General features: G+C 50.4%; 20 protein-coding genes. 7 read left to right on the top strand and 13 right to left on the bottom strand.

The window, feature by feature from the left end; genetic code table 11:
- The first annotated feature begins 148 nt into the window (after nt 1-148).
- Nucleotides 149-1,192, top strand: a complete 1,044-nt coding sequence (locus tag IPN95_25010) for an NAD(P)-dependent oxidoreductase (protein ID MBK9452630.1) — start codon at nt 149-151, stop codon at nt 1,190-1,192.
- 124 nt (nt 1,193-1,316) lie between these two features.
- On the opposite strand, the gene IPN95_25005 is transcribed toward IPN95_25010, so the two are convergent.
- From IPN95_25005 to IPN95_24970, 8 genes are all read right to left on the bottom strand, one after another.
- Entirely contained in the window at nt 1,317-3,056 is a 1,740-nt protein-coding gene (locus IPN95_25005; GenBank protein ID MBK9452629.1) for a HAMP domain-containing protein, read from the bottom strand.
- Nucleotides 3,053-4,093 carry a sensor protein KdpD gene (locus IPN95_25000; protein MBK9452628.1) on the bottom strand — a complete coding sequence of 347 codons (1,041 nt, stop codon included), beginning with the start codon at nt 4,091-4,093 and terminating at the stop codon, nt 3,053-3,055. The genes IPN95_25005 and IPN95_25000 overlap by 4 nt, the downstream gene beginning before the upstream one ends.
- An 82-nt stretch (nt 4,094-4,175) precedes the next feature.
- Nucleotides 4,176-5,258, bottom strand: coding sequence for a porin (locus IPN95_24995; protein ID MBK9452627.1), 1,083 nt, complete (start codon nt 5,256-5,258; stop codon nt 4,176-4,178).
- A 58-nt stretch (nt 5,259-5,316) separates the two neighbouring features.
- On the bottom strand, nt 5,317-5,886 hold the full coding sequence (gene kdpC / locus IPN95_24990) for a potassium-transporting ATPase subunit KdpC (GenBank protein ID MBK9452626.1): 570 nt from the start codon (nt 5,884-5,886) through the stop codon (nt 5,317-5,319).
- A gap of 23 nt (nt 5,887-5,909) precedes the next feature.
- Nucleotides 5,910-7,958: a potassium-transporting ATPase subunit KdpB gene (gene kdpB / locus IPN95_24985; GenBank protein MBK9452625.1), complete on the bottom strand. Its 2,049-nt coding sequence runs from the start codon at nt 7,956-7,958 to the stop codon at nt 5,910-5,912.
- On the bottom strand, nt 7,955-9,661 hold the full coding sequence (kdpA, locus tag IPN95_24980) for a potassium-transporting ATPase subunit KdpA (protein ID MBK9452624.1): 1,707 nt from the start codon (nt 9,659-9,661) through the stop codon (nt 7,955-7,957). The genes kdpB and kdpA overlap by 4 nt, the downstream gene beginning before the upstream one ends.
- Nucleotides 9,662-9,736: 75 nt before the next feature.
- Nucleotides 9,737-9,814, bottom strand: a complete 78-nt coding sequence (locus tag IPN95_24975) for a potassium-transporting ATPase subunit F (protein MBK9452623.1) — start codon at nt 9,812-9,814, stop codon at nt 9,737-9,739.
- 260 nt (nt 9,815-10,074) lie between these two features.
- Entirely contained in the window at nt 10,075-11,418 is a 1,344-nt protein-coding gene (locus IPN95_24970; GenBank protein ID MBK9452622.1) for a sigma-54-dependent Fis family transcriptional regulator, read from the bottom strand.
- Between the two features lie 175 nt (nt 11,419-11,593).
- On the opposite strand from IPN95_24970, the gene IPN95_24965 reads away from it, so the two are divergent.
- Complete coding sequence (locus IPN95_24965; GenBank protein MBK9452621.1) at nt 11,594-12,247, top strand: hypothetical protein; 654 nt, start codon at nt 11,594-11,596, stop codon at nt 12,245-12,247.
- Nucleotides 12,248-12,251: 4 nt separating this feature from the next.
- Here IPN95_24965 and IPN95_24960 read toward each other — a convergent pair whose 3' ends face one another.
- From IPN95_24960 to IPN95_24940, 5 genes are all read right to left on the bottom strand, one after another.
- Nucleotides 12,252-15,335, bottom strand: coding sequence for a gliding motility-associated C-terminal domain-containing protein (locus IPN95_24960; GenBank protein MBK9452620.1), 3,084 nt, complete (start codon nt 15,333-15,335; stop codon nt 12,252-12,254).
- 148 nt (nt 15,336-15,483) lie between these two features.
- Nucleotides 15,484-15,942 carry a hypothetical protein gene (locus IPN95_24955; GenBank protein ID MBK9452619.1) on the bottom strand — a complete coding sequence of 153 codons (459 nt, stop codon included), beginning with the start codon at nt 15,940-15,942 and terminating at the stop codon, nt 15,484-15,486.
- A 26-nt stretch (nt 15,943-15,968) separates the two neighbouring features.
- The gene (plsY, locus tag IPN95_24950) at nt 15,969-16,637 is read right to left on the bottom strand and encodes a glycerol-3-phosphate 1-O-acyltransferase PlsY (GenBank protein ID MBK9452618.1); all 669 of its coding nucleotides are present in this window, start codon (nt 16,635-16,637) and stop codon (nt 15,969-15,971) included.
- 187 nt (nt 16,638-16,824) lie between these two features.
- Nucleotides 16,825-18,135: an NADH-quinone oxidoreductase subunit D gene (locus tag IPN95_24945; protein ID MBK9452617.1), complete on the bottom strand. Its 1,311-nt coding sequence runs from the start codon at nt 18,133-18,135 to the stop codon at nt 16,825-16,827.
- 323 nt (nt 18,136-18,458) lie between these two features.
- Nucleotides 18,459-19,598: a hypothetical protein gene (locus IPN95_24940; protein ID MBK9452616.1), complete on the bottom strand. Its 1,140-nt coding sequence runs from the start codon at nt 19,596-19,598 to the stop codon at nt 18,459-18,461.
- Nucleotides 19,599-19,842: 244 nt separating this feature from the next.
- On the opposite strand from IPN95_24940, the gene IPN95_24935 reads away from it, so the two are divergent.
- The 5 genes from IPN95_24935 to IPN95_24915 all read left to right on the top strand — a co-directional run.
- Complete coding sequence (locus IPN95_24935; protein ID MBK9452615.1) at nt 19,843-20,481, top strand: hypothetical protein; 639 nt, start codon at nt 19,843-19,845, stop codon at nt 20,479-20,481.
- Between the two features lie 48 nt (nt 20,482-20,529).
- Nucleotides 20,530-21,468, top strand: coding sequence for a hypothetical protein (locus IPN95_24930; GenBank protein MBK9452614.1), 939 nt, complete (start codon nt 20,530-20,532; stop codon nt 21,466-21,468).
- A 232-nt stretch (nt 21,469-21,700) separates the two neighbouring features.
- Nucleotides 21,701-21,916 (top strand): hypothetical protein, encoded by a 216-nt coding sequence (locus IPN95_24925; protein MBK9452613.1) that lies wholly within the window; start codon nt 21,701-21,703, stop codon nt 21,914-21,916.
- Complete coding sequence (locus IPN95_24920; GenBank protein MBK9452612.1) at nt 21,900-22,202, top strand: hypothetical protein; 303 nt, start codon at nt 21,900-21,902, stop codon at nt 22,200-22,202. The genes IPN95_24925 and IPN95_24920 overlap by 17 nt, the downstream gene beginning before the upstream one ends.
- Nucleotides 22,203-22,594: 392 nt before the next feature.
- The coding region (locus tag IPN95_24915; protein MBK9452611.1) for a hypothetical protein at nt 22,595-22,805 on the top strand (211 nt) is incomplete at its 3' end.

Here is a 22,805-nt window from a genome sequence, read left to right as displayed (position 1 = left end):
CTTGGCGGTCAGCAAGCGACTTCATCCTCCCGTTGACCAAATTCGCCTGCAATCCTGATCAACTTCATGGAATTTCTTCAGCGCGGAAGGGAGATTTGCATTTTCGGGCTTCGAAGTCCGGAGCTTTGTTGGTTCAAGATTGGCTATGATGGGTGAAAAGCCGCACATATTGTTGACGGGTGCCTCGGGGACTGTGGGCCGGGCCGTATTGGAGTTGCTTCATGAGGATCGGTCGCGCTATCGGCTGACGGTGTTCGACAAATGGTCGCCGGAAGCTTCACGGTTCTACGCACCCTACAAGGACGAGATCGAGGTGATTTACGGGGATATTTCGAAGTTGCAGGATAGTGCGGCGGCCTGCAAGGATGTGGACTATGTGATTCATTTGGCGGCATTGATCCCCCCGCAGGCCGATGCGTTGCCCGAATTGGCTTATCAGGTGAATGTGGTCGGCACCGCGAATATTGTGAAGAACCTTGAGCTGTATGCACCCGGGGCCTTCCTCTTGTACAGTTCGTCGATTGCGATTTATGGGGACCGGCTTGCGAATCCGTGGATACGGGTGGGGGATGCGTTGCAGCCAAGCGCGGGCGATGCCTATGCGCGAACCAAAATCGCGGCGGAACAATGTCTTCAGGATAGCGCATTGGATTGGTCTGTTTTCCGGTTGACAGCCATCATGGATGGGCATAAGTTGTCGGGGTTGATGTTTCACATGCCCTTGGCGACGTGCATGGAAATTGCGACCCCGACCGATACGGCGCGTGCGTTGGTGGGCGCACTGCAAAAGCGGGAGCTGTTGTCCCGCCGGATTTTCAATCTTGGCGGCGGGGAGGCTTGCCGCATCATGTACCGCGATTTTCTGCAGCGGTCCTTCGCCTTGTTGGGGTTGGGGAGACTCAATTTTCCGGAAAAGGCCTTTGCGGAGGTCAATTTCCATTGCGGATATTATGCCGATGGTCAGGATTTGGAGGACATTCTTCATTTCCGAAGGGATACAATTGACAGCTATTTCGTGAAGCTGAAGGCTGAAACCCCGTTCTGGAAACGCTTGTTAATGTTCCTTTTACGGTGGTTCATCAAGCGGTATTTGCTCGCGCAATCGGAACCCTACCATGCCTACCGCAAGCAGGATGCGGCACTTGCACGGCGATTTTTCGGTGCGAGCGGGTCGGATACGGGAACTTCTTGAAGTGGGGCGGGTGCGCTACGCCCCGAGTATCGAGGGCAACGACCATTGAAGCCCTTCGGGGAATGCAAAGTGCAAATGAGACTTTGCATGAAAAAGTTCTGGAAATGCTTTTTTAAGCTCTTGTTCACCCCACCAAAACCTCCACCCAAAACAGACTTCCGCTTCCAAAGTCGCTTTCCATGCCGATTTTGCCGCCTTGGGCTTCGATGAATTCCTTGCTGATGGCCAAGCCGAGGCCTGTGCCTTCGGTGCGCATCCCGGGGACGCGGAAGTAGCGTTCGAAGACTTTGCTTTGATATTGTGGGGCGATGCCTTGGCCGGTGTCGCGCACGCTCACACGCAGGCGGCCGTTGTGAAGTTGCGTGGTCAGAAACACGGTTGAATGTTCGTAGGAATACCGGATGGCGTTGGAAATCAGATTCGTGAGGACCCAAGCTGTTTTTTCGCTGTCGGCAAGGACGGTGGCTTGCGGATCGGCGTAGGTGATTTCCATCCGGATGCCTTTTTGTTCGGCTTGGACGCGGGTGGCGCCGAGGGCGTAGTCGACAATTTCCTTGATCGGAACGGGCAAAACATTGAGGCTGATATGTCCGCTTTCCACTTGCGACAGGTCGAGCAGCGTGCCGGTGATCTTCAGCAAGCGTTCGGCATCGTTTTCAATGCTTGCCAACAAACTCGTTTGTTCGGGATTGAGCGTCCCTATTTTCTCATTTTTGAGCAATTGCAGACTCATTTGAATGGCGGAAATGGGCGTCTTGAATTCGTGGGAAACGGTGGCAATGAAATGGGTTTTGGCTGCGTCTTGTTCCTTGAATTGCGTGATGTTTTGCAAAATGAGCACGTCGCCGATAAAGGTTTCGCCCTTGCCTTCGGTGGAGGCAACGGTCACATGGACAATTTCCTTCTCAAAATAACTCTCCTTGTTGTCGGCGAAGATTTTGAGCGGAGCTGCGGCAGTCGTCGGAATTTCAGCATTGAGTTCGGCGGGGTGGAGGCCGACAATCAGATTGCGCAGAAGGTCATTGTTGACTGCGACCTCGTTTGCGGGTCTGCCAAGCAATTGTGTGCTGTTGAGGTTGAGAATCTTCAGTGCGGCATTGTTGGCAAAAAGGATCACCTGTTCCGCATTAAATCCGATGACGGGATTGTGCATTTGGTTGATCAGGGCTTCAATTCGGCGCTTTTCAAACAGCATTTTCGCCAGATTGCCGCTTTCATATTCCTCGAGTTTGGCAGCCATGGCATTGAAGGATTTTGCCATTTCCCCGAATTCATCTCCGCGATTTTCATCCACTCGCCAAGCGTAATTTTTATTGGCGATCTGTTGGATGCTTTCGGTGAACCGCTTGATGGGTTCGCCGACGCTATGCGGAAGGTTGACCAGCAGAATAAGGGCAAAAACGAAGCTCAAGGTGCCGACTGTGCCCATGATGATGTTGGCCGTTTTACCCGTTTGTTGGGCGATTTCGCTTTTCTTTTGAATGGCCTTGAGGTTCAATCCAGTAATCACATTCAGGAGTTGCCGAATGCGTTGCTGCACCTCAACGCTATCTGGAAACGATTGAAACACTGCAAAATCTGCGGTGAGGGTATCGGTATGAGCTTTTTCGCTGGGTTCCGTGATGTTGCGTTGCTGTTTTTGCAGGTTTTCGCTGAATGTCTGCAGGGATTTCGCATCACGTTCCTCTAGCGCGATCCCCATGTTGCGGCAATATTCCAGGGAATCGTAGTTGGCCCTGAGAATATTGCGGGTGTCGGTCGTAAGGAAATTGACGGATATGAGTCCCGCCAACACGGAAACGACGATGAAGAAAAATTGTAAGCCGACGCCGAGCGAGAGCTTGGCCTTGATCGAAAATTTCATGATACAATAATAAGGTCAATGTCCAAAGAATGCGTTTTTTTCAGCAAACTGAGTAGGATGTCGCTGGAAAACAGGGTCTTCAAGATGCTAAAGGTGGGTCTGCCGATGCAGACCGTGGTGATCTTGTTTTGTACGGCAGTTTCCCGAATGGCATTGGGGATGTGGTCATTCTGGATTTTGATGATTTCTGCGCCGAGTTCCGTTGCCAGCATAAAATTATTGATGAGATGCCGCTGCTTGTCCAACGCAATCCTGTCGGGATTTTCGGCGGCGGCCTGCACATAAAGCACGTACCATTTGGCATGGTAGTAGCCGGCCAAACGCGCGGCTTTACGGATGACCTTTTTGGCAATGCGGTCATTGCTGCTAATGCAGGCGAGAATCCGCTCGTGCCGGTGCGCAGTCACTTGTGGAACCTCTGATTCGACCTTGCGCAATACCTGCGAGGCGACTTCTTTCAAGGCCAATTCGCGCAACTGCAAGAGCTTTTCCGATTGGAAAAAGTTGCGCAAGGCAGTTTCGACCTTGTCAGCCGTGTAAATTTTGCCTTCTTTGAGCCTCGCGATCAATTCATCGGCGGTCAAATCGATGTTTACTACCTCATCCGCCTGCGCAAGCAACAAGTCAGGCACACGCTCCTGTACCTCCACACCTGTAATGAATTTGATGGCTTCGTTGAGACTTTCGAGATGCTGAATGTTGACGGCAGAAATCACATTGATCCCTGCATACAGAATTTCCAACACATCCTGCCAGCGTTTTTCATTCTTGCTTCCCTCGATATTGCTGTGCGCGAGTTCATCGACGATCACGACTTCCGGTCTTGCCGCGATCACGGCCTGCACGTCCATTTCCTCCAATTCCTTTCCTTTGTAGAAGATTTTCCTTCGTGGAATTGCAGGCAATCCTACCAATAATGCTTGGGTCTCCTTACGTTGATGGGTTTCGATGTATCCCAATTGTACATCAATGCCGTTTTTGCGTAGGGAATGGGCCTCTTGCAACATGCGAAAGGTTTTGCCCACGCCGGCACTCATCCCGATATAAATCTTGAGTTTGCCTCGCTTTGCCTTGCGAATCAAGTCGAGAAAATACTGAGCCTGTGGATCGGTGGTACCATTAGAAGGCGACGCAGAGCGAAGTGGTCATTCCAAAATTGGCACGGGTGGGCTGATTGTTGCGCAAGAATATTGGATCCATACTGGAAAATCCTCGTCCTTCGATGCGCCAAAGCACATTGTCCAGAATTGCTACATCCGCATTCAGTGAATATCCCAATGTCCGAAATCCGTTGGTGGTACCTGTAGGGAGTATCACGCCATTGGGATCGACATAATATTCGCCACGGGCTGCGAGTGTGAGCCTGTCGGTGAGTTGCGCACGCACGATGGCCAAGGGGCTATACCAAATGTTGTATGGGTTGCCTCCGTTGGCTGGTTTTTCGGCTCCGATGTCAAATCCCAATGCTGCGCCTATTCGATCGGACAGCTGGAAAACGCCATAGAAATTATGGAAGACCCGCATTTGCGCGACGCTGTCGGGTTTGTCATTTCCGACGAAGGAGCTGCTGTTGAGGGTGATCTTGGTGCTTGGTTTCCAAGTGATTTGATGGCCGAATGCTGGTGAGTTGTTGCCTGTGGGTCGTGCAATCCGCTGCCAACCATTCAACACCATTCCACTCAGAAACCATTTTCCATTTGCAGAGGTATATCCCAATTTTGCGCCGCTTTCATAGTAGGGCGAATTGTCGGCCAAGATGCTCCGGCTGAGGGTCCAATTGTCGCGCCCGATGGCACTTTCGAGGCCGATATGGGAAGGCATAATGCCGGCATCCAGCCAAAGGTTTTTGGACTTGCTGAGTTTGATCCCTGCATTCGCCTCATAAACATAGCGCAAAGCTAGCGGCTCGGATGCAAGATTTGCGCTTGCATACGTACCCGCCATCAGGCCTATATTGGCTCGCAGTTTTTCTTTGGAAAAGTTGAGTTTGACCATTGCCAGGTTGATATTGAACTCATTGTGCCGGTTGAAGGAATACATGAATCCGGGTCGCAAGTGATCATCGGGATTGTCCAAATCGAATGCGTAATACACATCCAGGTAGCCACTGAAAGTAAGCGGAGATTTTGCAATGCTGTCATCCTGCGCAAATAGGACATTCGAGAACAGGAACAGCATCAAGAAAGTATATATGTGTTTCATAGACTTCCAAAATTAACGATATCGTGGATTGAACGTGGGAATAATGATAAAAATCTGGTCATCGTGGCTGCAAATGATCAAGGGCAAGATTGAGCGCGAGCACGTTCACTTTTGAAGGTCCAAGCAGTCCAAGCCAAGGCCCTTCGGTGACCTGGGTGATCAGTAGCTTTAATTGCGAAGTCGGAAGCCCCCTTTTGCTTGCGATGCGCTGCACCTGCAATTGCGCAGCTGCCACAGAGATATGTGGATCCAATCCGCTGCCACTTGCCGTGACCATATCTGCTGGAATGTCGTCAAGCTTCACATCGGGATGGTGGACAAGGAAGGAATCGATACGTGCGGCCACTGTTGCGCGGTACGCGGGATTGGAAGGAGCTTTGTTGCTCCCGCAACTTGCAGCCGCGTTGTAACCAGCCGCCGAAGGTCGAGACCAAAAATAGGAATCCGAAGTGAAGGATTGCCCGACATTTGCATATCCGACTACTTTTCCTTCGAATTCGACTTTCACCCCTTCTCCTTTGTCGGGAGAAAATTGTGCCACTGCAAGGATCATTGCGGGATAAGCAACAGCAAGGAGCAACAGCAAAACGAAAGTGAGACGGAGGGATGACAGCATATTTTTTTTCATCTGAGTTGTATTTTGGGACTGAATTACAGCACCAATCCGACAAGCATGTCGATCAGTTTGATGCCGATAAATGGGACAATAAGGCCACCAAGCCCGTAGACGAAAAGATTGCGTCGCAACAAGGCCGAGGCGCCGATCGATTTGTAGGCCACACCTTTGAGGGCGAGGGGAATGAGCAAGGGAATGATGAGCGCGTTAAAAATGACTGCCGATAGAATTGCACTTTCCGGGGAATGCAGGCCCATGACATTGAGCCCCTGCAAGGCAGGTACCGAGGCAATGAACAATGCGGGTACGATTGCAAAATATTTCGCGACATCATTGGCGATCGAAAAAGTCGTGAGGGTGCCGCGTGTCATCAACAATTGTTTACCAATCTCTACGATCTCGATCAATTTGGTCGGGTCATTGTCGAGGTCGACCATGTTTCCAGCCTCCTTCGCAGCCTGTGTGCCGCTGTTCATGGCTACGCCGACATCTGCTTGCGCAAGTGCCGGGGCATCGTTGGTGCCATCACCCATCATTGCCACGAGTCGGCCATCGGCTTGCTCCTTGCGGATATAGTTCATCTTGTCTTCGGGCTTGGCCTCCGCAATATAGTCATCTACGCCCGCCTTTTCGGCAATGAACTTGGCTGTCAAGGGATTGTCACCCGTCACCATCACGGTCTTGATCCCCATTTTTCGCAGGCGCTCAAACCTTTCCTGAATACCGGTTTTGATGATGTCTTGTAATTCGATCACACCCATGACCATTTCGTTTTCTGCGACAACCAAGGGGGTGCCACCATTCGCTGCGATCTGTCTCACGCGCGTGTCAATTGCCTCGGGATAGGGATGGCCTGCTGCCAATGCCATCTTGCGAATCGCATCTGCCGCGCCTTTCCTGATACGTGACCCGTCAGCCAAATCCACCCCGCTGCAGCGCGTTTCTGCTGTGAAAAGTATGATTTTTTCGGTTGGCGATGGAGCATTCGCAGGAATTGAGTTGCGGTTCGGAGTTTGTGCAGATGCCAATTCGACAATGGATTTTCCTTCTGGCGTTTCATCGGAAAGCGAAGCCTGCAGGGCGATCTCAAGGAAGCGAAACATTGCGATGCCCTCTGCTGGATAAAATTGGGTTGCTTTACGGTTCCCGATCGTGATGGTGCCCGTTTTGTCTAGCAGCAAAACATCGATGTCTCCCGCAGTTTCAACGGCCTTTCCTGATTTGGTAATCACATTGGCACGTAGGGCGCGGTCCATGCCTGCAATTCCGATGGCAGAAAGCAGCCCGCCAATGGTGGTCGGAATCAGGCAAACAAAAAGTGAGATGAATGCGGCGATGGTGATCGGCGTTTGCGCAAAGTCGGCAAAAGGTTTGAGCGTCACGGTGACAATGACGAAGACAAGTGTAAATCCAGCCAACAAAATCGTCAGAGCAATTTCATTCGGCGTTTTTTGCCGGCTTGCCCCCTCGACCAAGGCAATCATTTTGTCGAGAAAGCTTTCTCCGGGTACGGTTGTCACAACCACCGCAATATGGTCGGAGAGCACCTTGGTGCCGCCGGTCACCGAACTTTTGTCACCGCCCGCCTCGCGGATCACCGGAGCGCTTTCGCCTGTAATTGCGCTTTCGTCGATGGTGGCGAGACCTTCAATGATTTCGCCGTCGGTTGGAATGGTATCTCCGGCTTCGCAGACGAAAATGTCGCCCTTTTTGAGTTGCGCCGAGCTCACGAAGTGGATTTCACCATTTGGCAAACGGAGTTTGGCGACGGTTTCTTCACGGGTTTTGCGCAGGCTGTCTGCCTGTGCCTTGCCACGTGCCTCGGCAATGGCTTCGGCAAAATTGGCGAAAAGGAGGGTGAGCAGGAGTACTGTGAAAACCGCCAAATTGTATCCAAATCCGCCTTGACCTTCAGCGCCAGCCAAAATCCAAATGCAAACGCCGAGCATCACTGCGGTACCGACCTCGACGGTAAACATTACGGGATTCAGAATCATTTTCCGCGGGTCAAGCTTGATGACCGCCTGTTTCAAGGCTTGGGTTACAAGTGCAGCTTGAAACAGAGATGTAGATTGTGCTTTCATTGTATTGTGCTGTTGGATGAATGAATGGAAAAATATTCAGCCAATGGACCGAGTGTAAGTGCCGGGAAAAAAGCCAAGGCGGCCACAATGAAGATGACTGCTAGTACGACCAAGCCAAAGGTTCCTGTATCCGTTTTAAGGGTGCCTGCACTTTCAGGAACGAATTTTTTCTGGGCCAATATTCCAGCAATGGCAATCGGGCCAATGATGGGAATATATCTAGAAAGTAGCAGGACAATTCCGGTGCTGATATTCCACCAAGGTGTATTGTCGCCCAATCCTTCAAATCCGCTGCCATTGTTGGCTGATGCAGAGGTGTACTCGTAGAGAATTTCGCTGAACCCATGGAAGCCAGGATTGGCAAGTGTTGAAGCTGTATATTGCGGGATGGAAACAGCCAATGCCGTGCCCACCAAAATCAAAAATGGATGCAACAAGGCCACAATCATCGCAATTTTGATTTCCCTGGCTTCGATTTTCTTCCCAAGGAATTCAGGAGTGCGCCCGACCATCAATCCGCTGATAAATACGGCGAGGATCATGAACACATAAAAGTTGAGGATTCCCACGCCAACACCGCCGTAGAAGCTGTTGACCATCATCCCAAGCATCTGCATGGCTCCACTGAGCGGTGTATGGCTGTCATGCATCGAATTGACCGAGCCGTTGCTCGTCACGGTGGAGGTAATGCCCCAGAATGTTGATTCATTTACCCCGATCCGAAGTTCCTTTCCCTCCATATTCCCGGAGGATTGCGTGATTCCTAATCCTTCCAAGGTGGGATTGCCTGCATTTTCAGACATCAAGGCTGGTACGAGCAGGAGGAGAAATCCAATGGTCATGACGCCGAAAATGGTCCATGCCAAACGCTTGTTTTGGAGATAATAGCCGAGCGCGAAAATCATCGCAATGGGAATCAAAAGGATCATCACATTTTCGATGGTGTTGGTGAAGTAGGAGGGATTCTCCAAGGGATGTGCAGAATTGACCCCGAAGAATCCGCCGCCGTTTGTACCGACTTGCTTGATGGCAATCATCGCCGCTGCCGGTCCGCGCGAAACTTCTACGCTGTCGCCTTGCAGGGTTTGAATCGTATCCTTGCCTTGCAAGGTCATCGGCGTACCATTCATTACCAAGATGAGGGCAACGACCGAAGCAATCGGCAGCAATATGCGGGTGCAAGACTTTACAAAATAGTTGAAGAAATTTCCCAGATGCTGTGAGGTGCGGCTGCGCATGGCGTTGAAAAGAACAGCCGCTGCGGCCATGCCGGTTCCTGCTGTCACAAACTGCAAAAACATGATGCAAATGACCTGAGAGAGGTAACTCAGCCCGGTTTCACCGGAGTAATGCTGCAAGTTGCAATTCACCAAAAAGGATATTGCGGTGTTGAATGCGAGGTCGGCAGACATACTTTCATTGTGGTCCGGATTCAGTGGCAGCCAACCTTGAGACATCAAAATTGACATCGCAAAGAAGAACCAGATCAGGTTGAGCCCCAACAATGCGCGCAGATGTTGTTTCCAATCCATTTCATGTGTCGTGTCTATGCCTGACAGCTTGAAGATGAGCCGTTCCAACGGGTTGAAAACGGGGTCTAGCCAAGTCTTCTGGCCTGCGTAAACCTTTGCTATGTACTTCCCGAGTGGAATGGCCAAGCCAACGGCGACTAAAAATATGATGATAATACCTGTAAATTCCATTTTAGGCAGACGTTGCTGTTTTGATAGGTGGAAAAATGCTGGGATACAATTGTGTCAGAGATGTGCATCCGAGGATTAGAATTTCTCGGGATGTAACAGTACGTAACACATATAACCAAACACAGCGATCGAAACGATGAATAGGATAAGCATAGATTTAGATGTTTTCAAACCAATGAATGCACCGGTAAAACAGTGCGAAACCCAACGAAGCAGAAGCAAGCAATATTCCAGTGAGCATAAGCGTAACATTTAGTTATGCCATGCCTGTCGAATCCCGTACCAAACATGAAAGTATTGTTTGGGACGTGTATTAATATGTTGTAGATGAGCGAGTTGTGTTTTTATGGATCCTGCAACGACGATCGCTTCCCTTTCATTTTGAAAGGGTTGATCCTAGCGTTTTGAAAGCCTCAAACGATCTTGTACTCCTCGAGTTTGCGGTACAAGGTCGTGAGCGCAATTTGCAGCAATCTTGCGGCTTCTGTTTTGTTGCCTTGGGTATGCTGCAAGACCTTCTGGATTTGGATGCGCTCCGCACTTGCGAGGGAAAAGGTCGACATTTCCGTGCTTTGCGGACCCTCGGAACGGATCTGTAATTCTAGCGGGAGGCTTTCGACACTGAGGATTTCGCCATCTTCGAGGATGGTGCTGCGCTCGATGATGTTTTTGAGTTCGCGGATGTTGCCGGGGAAGGAATGCTGTTTGAGTGCGGCGACATATTGTGCGGTGCAACTGTGGATGCGCTTCGCCATTTTGAGGCCGAAGGTCTTGGCGAAGTGGTTGCACAGCAAGTCCATGTCCTCAAGCCGCTCGCGCAGGGCGGGAATGTGAATCTGAAACACGCTCAGCCGGTAAAACAGGTCGCTGCGGAAACGTCCACCTTCAATTTCCTTGGCAAGGTCGCGGTTGGTGGCGGCAATGATCCTGACATTCACCTGAATGGGTTTCGTATCGCCGACACGCAACAATTCGCCGGATTCCAGGACACGCAGCAGCTTGACCTGCAATTCGGTGGGCATTTCGCCGATTTCGTCGAGAAAGAATGTGCCGTGATGCGCTTCTTCCAAGAGTCCTTTGTGGTCCTTGTTTGCTCCGGTAAAGGCACCGGCTTTGTAGCCAAACAATTCGCTTTCGAGGAGAGAAGCCGAAAAAGCCCCGCAATTGATGGCCAAAAAGGGCTTGGCCGCGCGCTTGCTCGCGTGGTGGATCGCCTGTGCAAAGACCTCCTTGCCGGTCCCGGTTTCGCCGGTCAGCAGAACCGTGGTATCGGTGGGCGCCACCTTTTTGGCCAATTCGATGGCTGCTTGCAGGCTTTTGGACTTTCCGACAATGGATTCGAAGGCATACCTTTTGCCAAGCTGTCGCTGCAAATGCTGGACCTGCTTTGCAAGTTCCACTTTTTCCATCGCCCTGCTCAGCAGCGGGATGATGCGGTTATTGTCATCGCCCTTGGTCAGGTAATCGAAGGCCCCGTTTTTCATGGCCTGCACACTGTCGGGGATATTGCCGTAGGCCGTGAGCAAAATCACCTCCAACAGCGGATATTTGGCTTTGATTTGCTGCGCGAGTTCGACCCCGTTGCCGTCAGGAAGTTTGACATCACAGAGGACCACATCGATTTCTGCCTGTTCCAGGCGCTTGAGGCCTGATTTGCAGTCGCCTGCCTCCAAAACTTCGTAGCCTTCGAGTCCGATGATGCGGGCGAGCAATTCGCGGAGCTTGACTTCGTCGTCTATGATCAGTACTTTTTTCATCAATGCGGGATATAGCAAGGCCGTAAAGTTAATGAAAACTGCACCACAGCGAACGTTTGGAAGGCATTTCTGCATTAAAATGCGCTTAGATTACTGCGGCGTCTTCCAATATTCGGAAGTTGGCTTATTTTCGCAAAATGGTCATCTGCTGAGTATTTAACCAATATCGAATTGTATGCATCGACGATTGACTGCATTGTGCTTTCTCTTGGCCTGTACGCGCTTGCCGCTTTTTGGACAGTTGGATACGCTTTACTTCGAGGATTTTGTCGACAACCGCAATCGCTGGAAGGAGTACCGCGGCGAATCGGGAAGTCAGGAAATCAAGGAAGGATGCCTGCATGTGACGGAGCTGAATCCCAAAGGAATCTACTCCTATACTTCGATAGGGATGGACCTTACGGGGCAGGATTCATTTGTCTATGAGATCCGGATCATTCCCGAAGTATTCAATTACGGGGGCGCCGTGTACAACATCAATCACCGCAAATCCAAGGGTGATAAGCCGCCCAAATTGTGTTGCTATTCCGCAATGGTGGTGCAAAGGCGGGGATTGTATTGCTACGAATACCACCATGGAGATGGTTGGCACAATAACAATTGGAACCGTCGTTTGCCGGAGTTGAAGCGCGATACGATGACCTTTCGTTTGGCGTATGGCAGTGGTCAATTGCACTGCTTTTACAATGGCGAAAAGATGGGATCCTATCGTTTCAAACCCACGAAGCAACACCCTGTTTGGGACCGATGGGGTTGGCTTACAAGGGGCTATGCGAAGTTTAAGGTCGATTATCTCGTTTTGCTCGGGAAAAAACAAGGCGGAGGTTGATGTTTTATTGCCGCTTCAAGACCACATAGGTTTGCAGCCTTTTACCTCCGTATTCGATGACGGCATAATAGGTGTCGTCGACCAGTGGCTGCGCATCGGCGTTGTCGCCGTTCCAATCATTTTGATAGTCTTCCGAACCCCAAACTTGATTTCCCCAGCGGTTGAATATCATCAATTTGGTTCCCGGGTAGCCGCCCAATCCGCGGATGAAGTAAACGTCATTCACGCCATCGGCATTGGGTGAAAATCCGGTCGGAATGTGGATGCCTTCGAATGTGATCCAAACCGAATCTGAATTGGCGGGGCAAGGCGGATTCTTGACGGTCCAAATCAGCAAATATGTGCCGGAGCTGTCAAATGTGACCGTTGCATTCGGATCGCCCGCATCGTCAATGCTGCCCGTGAAATTCCCGGTCAGCCAAGATCCAAAGCCGACCGAAGCGGCCTGTGCTTGCAGCGTAATCTGCGCTTCTCCCTGCAAATCAGGTCCAGCAAGCGCTGCAGAAGGTGGTGGAAATACTGTCGTTGACTGCGAAATGGAGTCACTGCAACCAAAGGCATCCGTAAATTGATATTGCACCGTGTGATTGCCCGCCCCGGCGATCGCCGGATCAAAAATTCCATTCGCCCCTGTCGTACCGGTAAAAACGCCTCCCGCAGGTGTCCCGATCAGCATCACAGCCGCATCCAAGCTGCAATATTGCGGTGCCAACGTGTCAAAGGCGACGACAGGATTGGGTTGCAAGGTCAAAACCAAACTATCGGATCCCGTACAATTCAAGCTGTCTTTGACTTCCACCCAGTACAAACCGGATTGCGTCGCCCAAAAACTATTGGCATTGCTCCCGTCTGACCATAGGTATCCGCCACTGAAATTCCCTGCTTGCAACAATAAGCTGTCGCCAGTACAAATTGTAGTATCAGCGCCCAATTGTGGAGCAGGCAAGGGTTGCAAGGTCAGCAACAGGCTGTCTTGCGCAATATAACCACAGCCCAAAGTATCAAAAACCAATACCGAAATCCAGCCCGACGTGCCAAATCCACTCTGCTGCATGGTATCGCCATTGCTCCAAACATAGCTGAAACCTGGGTTTCCGGCGTTGAGGACCAACGTGGAGCCTGTGCAAAGCGCGGTATCAGCCCCAAGATTCACCAACGGGGCTGTCAACGCAACAAATTCAATGCGAATGGAATCCGTGTAGCCGCAACCCGTATTGCTGTTGCTGCCGGAAAGGTAATAGGTCGTAGTTGCGGTCGGCGTGATACTCGTATTCGGGTTGGTAGGACTGCCGAGCCCGAAAGCGGGACTCCAATTCCAGGTATTGATGCCCGGCGTGGAGAAGGTACCTTGCACCAAAATGGTCGAGCCGGTACAAACCAAGGTGTCGGGGGTAACGATGTCCAGCGAATCGGAGACATTGACGGTAACGCTGATGTTTCCGCTACTTTGGCAGCCAAGGGCATCGGTGGCGGTGACCGTATAGGTCGTGGTCGCAAGCGGCGCAACCGTAATCGGCGTCGCCGTGCTGCCTGTATTCCAAAGGTATGTGTAAGCCGGTGTGCCTCCCACAGCACCAACCGAAAGTTGCGAAGTTCCGCCTGCACAAATCGAATCCGGTGCGGCAGCGAGGGCCACAGTAGGCGTATCGTTGACGGTCACCGTTACATTACCGACTGTGGTACAGCTGCTTGCATCGGTAATCGTGGCGAGGTAGGTGGTTGTTGCATTGGGCGTAACCAATTGATTTCCTGTAATGGCACCGTTGGACCAAGCATAGGAATAGGGGGGAATTCCGGCGGAGGGAATAGCAGTGAGTGTACTCGAAACGCCGAGGCACAAGGTATCATTGACCGCGACGAGCGCAACTTGCGGGGTATCGACCACAGTAATGCTGACGAGTGCAGAGTCGGCGCAACCTGCGGTGGTGGTCGGGTCCCGCACGATCAAGCTGTAGTTGACGGTGCCGACGGCAAGTCCGGTTGCCCAGGGTTGGGCGACCAACGAGTCGCTTAAACCTGCACCGGGCCTCCAAGCGTAGAGGAGATTCGGCAGGGCGGGGGAACCCAGTTGCACAGAATCGCCCAAACAGAGATTTTGATTGGCTCCAGCGTTTGCGACGGGCAATGGGGCTACCGTGATGAGCGTTGTATCGCGGTCGGTGCAAAGGGCGGCATTGGTGACTTGGGCCGAAACCACAAAATTGCCCGCTGCAGTCGGCCCGAATACAGGGTTCTGGAGCGCGGCATTGGTCAAAATGGGGGCTCCCGGTTGCCAAGCATAGTTTGTTCCGCCGGATCCGTTCAATTGTAGCGTTGTCCCCGCACAGATCGTTGCATCTGGACCGACATTCGCAAAACTTGCACCGACGCAAACCCTTTGTGTCATGGCTGCGCCGCCTGATCCGCCGGTGACGCCCCACCAAACCATAGGATTCCCGCCAAAAATCAGCCCGACCATGTTGTAATTCAGGTTTATCCGAGGAACAGGATTTCCATCAAAAAATATGCGGATGTTGTTGACACCAGGTTGCCAAACGACCCTGAATCGGTGACAGAAGCCGTCTGTGACGTCTGTGCCACCTGCGATGGCACTCACGGGTGCACCAATCGTGGCAGCCATATTGCCATTGGCATGGATCGCCACGTGGTCCTGCGCGATGTCGGCCACACCGGCAAGTGAATTGTCCCAAGTATCGACTTCAAAGGCAATCGAGGGCGCAATCGCTGAATACCCGACCGATGCCGGAATCGAGTTCCCGAAGCCCAAGGCATTCGCGCCGGCGCCATTTGCGCCCAGTCCTGCACCTTGCAAGACGAGCGCAAGTCCGTCGGCTCCCCAAGGTTGCTGATTGATGGAAAGCGTAATGTCAAACGGCTGACTCAGGTCAATTTGCACAGAATCCCATACGACGCCCCGTGAATTGGCCGCGGAAGTGAGTTCAAAACAGTTATTTCCAAGGTTGACGGCTGCATTTGGAAGCGTTCCTCCAATCACAGGGAAATGCCATTGGGCAGAGAGATTCGACCCAAGCAAACAGCAAATACACAAGAGCAAGGAGCAAACTGTGACTCTAATTGATTCCTTCATCCGATTTCGTCAGACGTGGACAAGATAGGAATTTTCCTTGAGGCGTGGTGCATTTTGCCAAACATCATTTTGATGTGCATGAAAACACCCCTTCCAAAGGCACAATGAATCAAGCCATTCGAAGGAAGTCAAAGCCCGAAAAATGGCATCAATTGACGCAGGAAACCGGTAACAAAAGGTGCTCGCCTTCCTGCAGGCCTTCCTTTTTCCATACCCAGGTTTGATTGGTCTTTTCCTTGTTGCCTGTCGCCGAACTGAGGACATTGAGCTTCAGGGAATCGCCTTGAAGGCGGCCGTCAAAACTCGTGTCATACATGTTGTCGGTGCCGGTGGCTTCGTCGATTTGATGGCCTTTGAGCGTGCCGACAACTTCGTTTCCCGCCGTCAATTCCAACCTGCCTTCGATTGAATGATTGCCGTCCTTGAATGCAAAACAATGCGTTCCCGGCTGTTTTGCTGCGTTGACCTCGGAGCCATTCGTCGGATTCACCATCGGTTGGGGGGTCGTGGTCTCGGTAGGCGTACTTTTTGTACAACCGACGAAGGTCATGGCCGACACTAACAAACCCAAGGCTGCAATGCGAAAGGAGAGGAGCAATTTTTTCATAAAGTTCCGTAGTTCAAATCGATGGATCACCTTAGTTTTCCGTCAAACCAGGTGGTTTTGTCTTCTTCGCCCTTGAGCAAGCGCCCGATATTGCTGCGGTGGGTGTACACGACCAACAAGGCCATCCCAAATCCGACGGCGACAAGCAGGCCATTGATCGGGGTATCGGTAATCAAGGCGCGGGCAATCAGGTACAGCGGATAAATGGCGACGCCACCCATGGATGCGACGGCGATATAACGGCTCACGTAGAGGATCAGAATCCATCCTAAGAGACAGATCAAGCTCGCTTGCCAATTGGTAATCAGCATCATCCCGAGCAAAGTATTGATGCCCTTGCCGCCTTTGAAGCCAAAATAAACTGGATAAAGGTGGCCAATGACGGATAGTAGGCCGCAGATGATGGATTGCAATTCGAGGTCGAATTCACTCAGCCAATGTTTTTGATCCGTCAGCCACCAAAACGCGAAGAAGGGCAGGGCTGCAGACAAGCATCCTTTGCCAATGTCGACGACTTGTGTGAGTGCCCCGGCTTTGAAACCCAGTTCCCGGAACATGTTGGTGCTGCCCGCATTGAGGGAGCCAAGTGTGCGAATGTCAACGCCATACAAGCCGCGACTCACGATCACGGCGGCATTGATCGACCCCAACAAGTAGGGCAACAATAGAATGGCGATGCTCAGCGCGATTTCCATGGGCCGAATATAAGCAGGATTTCAGGCCACGAAGACACAAAGGCACGAAGAAAGTTCCGTTGACTTTGTGTCTTCGTGTCTTCGTGGCCAAATTCAACTCAAAAAAAAGCGGGAACCAAAGTCCCCGCCCTATTTTATCTTCATTGGAAGCCCTCCCTCGAACTCCCGTCTCGAACTCAAACTGCTACTATTTGTCCGCTTCGCCCATCACGGGGTCAATGGAACCGATCAACACCACGGTGTCGCCGATCATCGCGCCTTCCATGATTTTTTCCAAGCCTTGCAGGTTCGTGAAGCTCGGAGAATTGATCTTGCAACGCAACGGCGAACCTGTACCGTCGGAAATCAAATGGAAGCCGAGTTCGCCTTTGGGCGCTTCGATCGCACAGTAGGCTTCGACGCCGGCCGGAGGACAAACGCCCAGGTCCGTCATCATGAAGTCGTGGATCAGACCTTCCATCGAGTAGTAAATCTCGTCTTTGGAAGCGTAGGTTTTCTTGGCATTGTCGGCGCGGATGAGCCCGTTGCGCAGTTCCGGCTTCTTCAGCTTTTCGCAGAGTTGCAGGATCATGTTGGCACTTTGCTCCATCTCGTCGACGCGCACATAATAACGTGCGAGGCAATCACCTTCGTTGCGCACAATCACATCCCAATCGATGTCATTGTAAGCCAAATAAGGCTCAAACGTGCGGATGTCATAGGCGACGCCGCTACCACGCAAAGAAGGTCCGCTGAGGCCGTAGGCAATCGCATCTTCCTTGGAAATCACCCCGATACCGTCAACACGGCGCAGGAAGATGGCGTTTTTGGCCAACAATTTCTTCCAACCGGCATGTTCCTTTTTGAGGTTGATGGTGAAGGCTTTGATCGCATCGATCGTGCTTTCATCCACATCAAACTGCAATCCGCCGATGCGGCTATGGCTGACCGTGAAACGCACGCCAGCGAATTTGTCAAACAAATCGTAGATAAATTCCCGTTCACGGAAGGTCCACATGAACATGGAGATCGCACCGGCGTCCATGCACATCGTGCCGAGCCAGAGCAAGTGGGCGCTCACACGGGCGAGTTCGCAGGCGAGGGTACGGAGGTACTGCGCGCGTGGCGGAACGTCGATGCCCACGAGTTTTTCCACGGCGAGGCAAAAGCCCACATTGGTGGAGTAGGGGCTCAGGTAGTCCATGCGGTCCGTGTAGGGCATGAATTCCTGATACGTTTTGTGCTCGGCAATTTTTTCCACACCGCGGTGGAGATAGCCCACATCGAGCAGACATTTCTGGATCAATTCGCCGTCGAGCTGCAAAACGCAGCGCAAAACGCCGTGTGTAGCAGGGTGCTGCGGACCGAGGTTGAGCACCATTTCGGTGCCCATCGGATCATATTCGCCGACTTCAACAACCAAGTCCTTGTTTTCCAGACGCTTGTAAATAGCCTCTTGGTGCTTTGGGAAAAAGGTGGAGTGCGTGCGCTCCTTCAAATCCAGTACATTCCGACTCATGTCCTTCAGAAATTTGGCGGAAATTAAGCAAAAATTCGGGAATGGAAACAAAATGTCGCCGAACCGGTGGCCTCCTATTTCGAACCGGTGGCCTCCGGCCACACGGTTATCGACCGCACGCCTCCGGCGGAATTTTAAGAATAGGAGAAGCGCGGATCGAGACTGCCTACTCACAGACTTCGGCGAATTGCATTTGACGGATATCTTGTCGGGCGATTGCAAAGTGGAAATTCCGCCAGAGGCGTGCGGTCGATCGGCGTTAGGGCCGGAGGCCCACGCCTCCGGCGGGATTTGAAGTGACAATGACAACCGCTCCCTCGAACTCACCGCACCGTCACGATCGCATTCCGTCCCACAAGTGCCAATCCTCCACCGTCCATCGGCAACATCCACGAATCCACCTTCGCATCGATCACCAATTCGTCCACGCGGTTCATCGCCGTATCAAAAATGGTGAGACTTGTTTTCGAAGTGCGCGCGTGACCATTCATGACATCACAACTGCCCAAGGCGAAATACCCATCCGGCACCGCAACCATTTCCTCCAAACTCGCAAAGTCACATGCACCCCAACTGTCCTTGCGCAAAATCTCCCCATTCGCAGCGAGTAAAAGGCAAAGATTCTGTGACTGATCCTGCGAATCCTGCGCTTTTCCCACGACAACGAGGTTGCCATTCGGCAGCGGCAATACATCGCTTGCGTAGGATTGTTGGGCAACGGCGAGTTTCTTCTCCCAAATCAGCGCGCCTTGTTGGTCAAAATCAAGCTTCACGAGCCAAGCAGTTGGGGATTCGGCCTTGAATTGCGTGACAGTAGGATAGACCAACCCCGCGAGGACCACTTTGCCATCCGCAGTGATTCGACCCGCTCCAAGATTGGAATAGTAATAAGATGTGCCGACCGACTTTTGCCAGCGTTGTTCACCCAAGGGACCGAGGCGCATCAGCATCGGGTACCCCATCGAACTGTATCCACGGTAGGCTGTACACAGCAAAAGCAGGTCTTGTCCGGGCGAGGCGATCAATTGAAAGGCTTCCAGAGAATGGTGGGACGGGTAGGCATATTGGCGGTCCCACAAAAGTTGGCCATTCAGGTCGGTGCAAATCAGCCGCGCCTTCGCGCCGCCACTGAGTCCGGCAGGATAGGCACTGCCCGCAAGGTACACGCGGTCGCCAATCACCTGCACAGACTTCATTGTGAGCACCTTGCTTTCCTCGAATGCCAATTCCCAAACGGGATTCAAGGCTGCATCAAGATGGACAATCTTCGGTGTATAATAGTTGGTGATGTTTTGATCGACCGTTGTCTTGCGGTTGGTATAGGCAAGCAAGTAAAATCCGGTAGGTCCTTTCGCCGCGCCACGGATTTCAAAGTCCTTGAATTCACGGGAGGTGATGTCCCAATTCGCAGCCTGCAATGTGGCGGCCAACAAAAGCGGCAAGAGTAGAAGCAATTTTTTCATAGCGGTAACCATTGAAGATGAATCTGATCGACCGTGTTTCAATCGACGTGCCAGAAGGAGGGAGGAGGTTTGTATGGATGCAGGAGGATGGGATCGGCGGGCTGCGGAATCGTTTTAGGCGGATGGGAAAGGCCGGATGGGTTGGATGCCCAACTTGGGTTTGTGTTGTAGGTTTTTTGGACGGTGGGGGCAATAGACGGCGTGATGTCCTTGGCTTGACGCGGGATTGTGTTAATTTGGGAAGATGTACATCGCATACGTATATATAGAGGAGTTTGAAGGCTTGAAAGATGTCGAGCTTTGTTTGTCGAATCGTTGGGTGATTCGGAAGGAGTCGCTTGAGAATGGTAAGCTGACTTTGAGCATCAAGGAGAATCCTGAGTTTATTGAGGGGTTTTGGGATGTTGGAATAACGAATCCGATTCTTGTCCCAGAAATTGCTGAAATGTATGAATTTGCTACAATTGGCAATATCTCCGTTATTGTGGGCTCAAACGGCATTGGTAAAACAAGGCTAATGCGCCTCATGTGGATACTTTCAACTGGCCAAGCTTTACCAATTGGATCAAAGGTTGTTGCGGTATTTCAAGATAGAGGTTGTAAAGAAATTATATGCACTTCTAATTATATTGAGGATTGCTTATGGTCTATTTCCAATGCCAAATTGGAGAATAAGGACAATCTTTTAGATTTGACAACAATCGTTTTTTCTTTTAAACAATGTGGTGCTCCGCCAACTTTCCAAGAAGGGCCCTACTTTGCTCAACCGATCTATTTTTCTCAATCTTTTAATGGACAAACCTCAATTGAAGGAATAGATCGGAAGTTGGGAGCTGATGTTTCCTTCGCAACTGAATTTTTTAACTGGCTTTCATTGCTCTAATGCAGATGGTAGTCGAAAGGGTTTTCTGACAAACAATTTAAGGATCAAGTGGGTGTTTTATTGGATTTGCAAGATTCACCAGACTTCCGTTTTGGTTCGGTGAATTCTGTAATTGTCCAATTCAGTCCATTTGAACGACGAAACTTGCAGATTCCGTCAAGCGACCCTCCCAAAAAGCAGACTCATATTGATGGATTGTTTTCGTGGTTTGAAAAAGAGTTGAGACAGGAAGTTAAAAAATCTGAAAATAAGCCAAATGGTAGTGTTGATCTTGCCGTTACATTGTTTAGGGTTGGAATGCTCTTGTTTCGTTTAGAAGATTTGACCCTGACATTGTTTCATAAGTGGCATGAAGAGTTCTGGAGAAAAGTAGAGGACAATACGAAGGCAGGAATTGCTTTAAGCGAGTTTTCAGATCTTGTGCTGGAATTAATTGAGCTATCTCAAAGCCCTTTAGGTATTGCGCATATTGACTGGGAAATTCACGTTGATGAAATTTGCAAATTGATTACGCAACTTCCGATTGAATTTATTGAGCTAAATTTTGGTCCTCAGCGGGAATTGAGGGGCTTTCGTTTGTGTTTTAATTTTCAGATAGCGGCAAATTTTATTGATCATATGGTGAAAATAAAATCCATTCGTTTTAATCAAGGATTGCCATCTACTGATTCTGATTGGCGAATTATTGTAAATAAATTTCCTGATTACCCTATTGAGTATCGTTTCGACCCTTCGTTAAGTACCGGTGAGCAGGCAATTTTAACTCAATTATCGCATTTAAACGCGGGATTCAATCTTTCGGAGTTTTATTTGATCGGAAAAATTGGGGATAATAAGGCTAGTTATTCTTGCGGTACTTCAAATAAAGGAATTGGCAGATCCTTCTTGTTATTAATTGATGAGGGGGATTCAAATGTGCACCCAAACATGCAGCGGAAATATATTGGAAATCATTTTGTACTACCTAGCTCGCAAAAAGCCGAATGAATATTGATATCCAAATTGTCTTCTCCACTCACTCTTGCACTAATATTGTCCGATTTTCCTGGCATAAAGGTCATCGAATTTTAAGCAAAGATGATTTAACAAAAGTGAAAGAAAAGGGCCTCGATCCATTGTAAAGCCACGAACCTTCGGCGCAACTCTCCACACACTTCTCAAAGATGATTTTTTCCTTGATGATACGATTGGAAAGTTTGCTCGGACAAAATTGGAATGGGTGGTCAAACGAATCAGTGGTGAAGTATCATGGGAGGAAGGTGACGAGGAAAAAGCTGATCGCATCATCAAAATGCTTGGAGAGCCAGTCCTAAAAGAGCGTCTAGAAAATTATCGAAAATTCCAGAAGGCTCGCATGGATGGAAAGAGTGTGATTGATGCGATTCGAAGGGAAGACAGAAAATCAAAGACCAAAGACGATGGAGCAAATCAATAAGGGCAGGGAAGAGTATTTTGATACGATCGCCGAGAAGCTTTGCCAGTTAGTGAAAGCGGAGTATCTCACGAATAGTCGTTTGGTGCAAGCAATGGGAGAGGAGCCTGATCCTCAGAGGAAGCTATTCCTTCTACAAATTCAGAAAAAAGAAATCTCCTTAGATGAGCTGATTACAAATCGGCCCCATCAGTTGGCTAAGTTTGCCTCTAAGTATCAGCTGGTAGTGGATAAAGTCTCAAAAAAAAAGGCACGGAGACCTAGAAGGAAAATAGTACTCGAGGACTGAAATGGTTTTTTTGCTATGAATCATTCCGCGATGACTATGCTACCAAGTTCTACTCTGAACATCTCGACGTTAGAGTTTGTGTTTATTGTAATCGAAACTACGCCGAGACCATTTCGTCTTCCAACCCTCCTAAGCTGCTGTACGACTTTGATCATTTCTTTGACCAAGTGACCTATCCCTATTTAGCCTTGTCGTTTTACAATCTCATTCCGTCTTGTCCGATATGCAATAGCCGGCTGAAGGGCAACAAAAATTCAATCTAAATCTCGTTCAACCATTTGCTGAAAGTTTCCAAGAACTCGAGAGGATCTGTTTTTGCTCCATATATCTCAAAGGATACTAAACGAATAGAGTGGAAAGTCGATCTCGTACCTAAATCAAGTGAGCCTGAGTTGGTTCAAGACGGTTACGAAGGTGGCTGGAAACGTGCCTATCGCAATGCTGCTGTTTTTTACATTTTGGAGCGGTACGAAGATCAAAAGGCTACGATCAAAGAAATGATTGCGAAGCGGGAGTTGTATCCCGACGATTACATGCAGTCGTTGGTGGATTCGAACCCTGAACTTTTCCCCTGTGGCATCGAAGACGTCAAGCGCACACTGC

The organism is Bacteroidota bacterium (genome assembly GCA_016718825.1).
GTDB lineage: Bacteria > Bacteroidota > Bacteroidia > J057 > JADKCL01 > JADKCL01.
Note: the sequence above shows the minus strand (reverse complement) of the source record. Positions and strands in the feature narration are given on the sequence as shown.

Coding starts and splice junctions, on each gene's coding strand:
- IPN95_24920 (MBK9452612.1), top strand. CDS start 21,900: ATGGAGCAAATCAATAAGGGCAGGGAAGAGTATTTTGATACGATCGCC.
- IPN95_24940 (MBK9452616.1), bottom strand. CDS start 19,598: ATGAAAAAATTGCTTCTACTCTTGCCGCTTTTGTTGGCCGCCACATTG.
- IPN95_24965 (MBK9452621.1), top strand. CDS start 11,594: ATGCATCGACGATTGACTGCATTGTGCTTTCTCTTGGCCTGTACGCGC.
- plsY (MBK9452618.1), bottom strand. CDS start 16,637: ATGGAAATCGCGCTGAGCATCGCCATTCTATTGTTGCCCTACTTGTTG.
- IPN95_24970 (MBK9452622.1), bottom strand. CDS start 11,418: ATGAAAAAAGTACTGATCATAGACGACGAAGTCAAGCTCCGCGAATTG.
- IPN95_24935 (MBK9452615.1), top strand. CDS start 19,843: ATGTACATCGCATACGTATATATAGAGGAGTTTGAAGGCTTGAAAGAT.
- IPN95_24995 (MBK9452627.1), bottom strand. CDS start 5,258: ATGAAACACATATATACTTTCTTGATGCTGTTCCTGTTCTCGAATGTC.
- IPN95_24955 (MBK9452619.1), bottom strand. CDS start 15,942: ATGAAAAAATTGCTCCTCTCCTTTCGCATTGCAGCCTTGGGTTTGTTA.
- IPN95_24975 (MBK9452623.1), bottom strand. CDS start 9,814: ATGCTTATCCTATTCATCGTTTCGATCGCTGTGTTTGGTTATATGTGT.
- kdpA (MBK9452624.1), bottom strand. CDS start 9,661: ATGGAATTTACAGGTATTATCATCATATTTTTAGTCGCCGTTGGCTTG.
- IPN95_24960 (MBK9452620.1), bottom strand. CDS start 15,335: ATGAAGGAATCAATTAGAGTCACAGTTTGCTCCTTGCTCTTGTGTATT.
- IPN95_25005 (MBK9452629.1), bottom strand. CDS start 3,056: ATGAAATTTTCGATCAAGGCCAAGCTCTCGCTCGGCGTCGGCTTACAA.
- IPN95_25010 (MBK9452630.1), top strand. CDS start 149: ATGGGTGAAAAGCCGCACATATTGTTGACGGGTGCCTCGGGGACTGTG.
- kdpB (MBK9452625.1), bottom strand. CDS start 7,958: ATGAAAGCACAATCTACATCTCTGTTTCAAGCTGCACTTGTAACCCAA.
- IPN95_24945 (MBK9452617.1), bottom strand. CDS start 18,135: ATGAGTCGGAATGTACTGGATTTGAAGGAGCGCACGCACTCCACCTTT.
- IPN95_25000 (MBK9452628.1), bottom strand. CDS start 4,093: ATGAGTGCCGGCGTGGGCAAAACCTTTCGCATGTTGCAAGAGGCCCAT.
- kdpC (MBK9452626.1), bottom strand. CDS start 5,886: ATGAAAAAAAATATGCTGTCATCCCTCCGTCTCACTTTCGTTTTGCTG.